Source organism: Holdemania sp. 1001302B_160321_E10, from assembly GCF_015552275.1.
Lineage (GTDB): Bacteria > Bacillota_I > Bacilli_A > Erysipelotrichales > Erysipelotrichaceae > Holdemania.
Genome location: NZ_JADNEM010000085.1, coordinates 1 through 1,023, shown reverse-complemented (window position 1 = coordinate 1,023; position 1,023 = coordinate 1). Strand labels below are relative to the sequence as shown.

Sequence of the window (1,023 nt, the reverse complement as noted above, 5' to 3'; positions counted from 1 at the left end):
CTGTTGATGCCGTTGATGATTGCCTCCATAAGCTACTCAGCCAGCTGCTCCATGAGCTGGACTATCTTTTCTGTATCATCAGCCTCCGACCACAGCGAGCGCTGCTGTGCTACCGTGGTCAGGCCGTTGCCGTAGTAGTCGGCCATGATCTCAAACATCCGTCTAAGCCCATCTGCAGCTGTGCTGTATCTGCAGTACCTAGATCCGCACCGGATCCCGGCGGGATTGTGCTTGGTCAGCCAGACTGACGATGATCCCCAGCCGGTTTCAAGTACAAACACCGCCGCGGCGTAGACTGGGCTGATATTGTACTCCTCGGCCAGCTCCAGCAGCGCCACCGGGACAACCCCGGCCGCCTTGGCGATCGGTTGCCACTCATGCCAGCTGACGTCCATGTCGGCTGTGTAAGCCGGCGTATCAGGCTGATAGAGATCGATCACGGTCACCGTCTGCCGTACTGGTGTCTCGGCATCAGCTGCCGGCAGGTTGAGCGTCACGCCGGCAGTCAGCGCAGCCGTGATGACTACCAGGGCCGGGCGTCTAAGCCTGCGCATCAGTACACCTCTCCATCTAGCAGTTCCAGCGCCTGCGCCCGAATCTGTGCAGGCGTGTATTCTTGCATGAGCTTGTCCATCTGGTCATACAAATTGATTGCATACATCAGATCAGTCTCCCTAAGCTGTTCAGGCACCGCTGTCAAGGCTACGGCCGCGTAATCCTGAGCAACTTTTTTGCTGACCATTTTCTCACCTGTCCGCCCCTTGTTTATGGCGGCATCAGCGCACTTGATAAGCTCTGATCCTGTCATACGTGGCATCAGTTTAATCATGTTTTCGCACAGATTTCTCGTTATACTTTCATAGTCGGTCGTTCTTTTACTCACTGGGATCCGACATAAGGCCACTGCCGCAAGGGCGCACATCTCTTCGTAATTCATTTTGTTCCGTCCTGGCCGATCAATTTGCGCATTTTGGCAAGGATCTCTGCCTCTGTATAAACGTCCATTAGATACATCATTTCATC

At 54.4% G+C, this 1,023-nt stretch carries 2 protein-coding genes; both read right to left on the bottom strand.

Translation table 11 applies throughout. The features are described 5' to 3' along the window. Positions 1-32: 32 nt before the first annotated feature. Positions 33-554 (bottom strand): glucosaminidase domain-containing protein, encoded by a 522-nt coding sequence (locus tag I2D94_RS18150; protein ID WP_195397925.1) that lies wholly within the window; start codon positions 552-554, stop codon positions 33-35. After that, positions 554-937: a hypothetical protein gene (locus tag I2D94_RS18145; protein WP_195397924.1), complete on the bottom strand. Its 384-nt coding sequence runs from the start codon at positions 935-937 to the stop codon at positions 554-556. Before I2D94_RS18145 ends, I2D94_RS18150 begins: the two co-directional genes overlap by 1 nt. Between the last annotated feature and the right edge of the window lie 86 nt (positions 938-1,023).

Excerpts from the sequence above, each read along its gene's own strand:
- I2D94_RS18150 (WP_195397925.1), bottom strand. The coding sequence starts at position 554 with ATGCGCAGGCTTAGACGCCCGGCCCTGGTAGTCATCACGGCTGCGCTG.
- I2D94_RS18145 (WP_195397924.1), bottom strand. The coding sequence starts at position 937 with ATGAATTACGAAGAGATGTGCGCCCTTGCGGCAGTGGCCTTATGTCGG.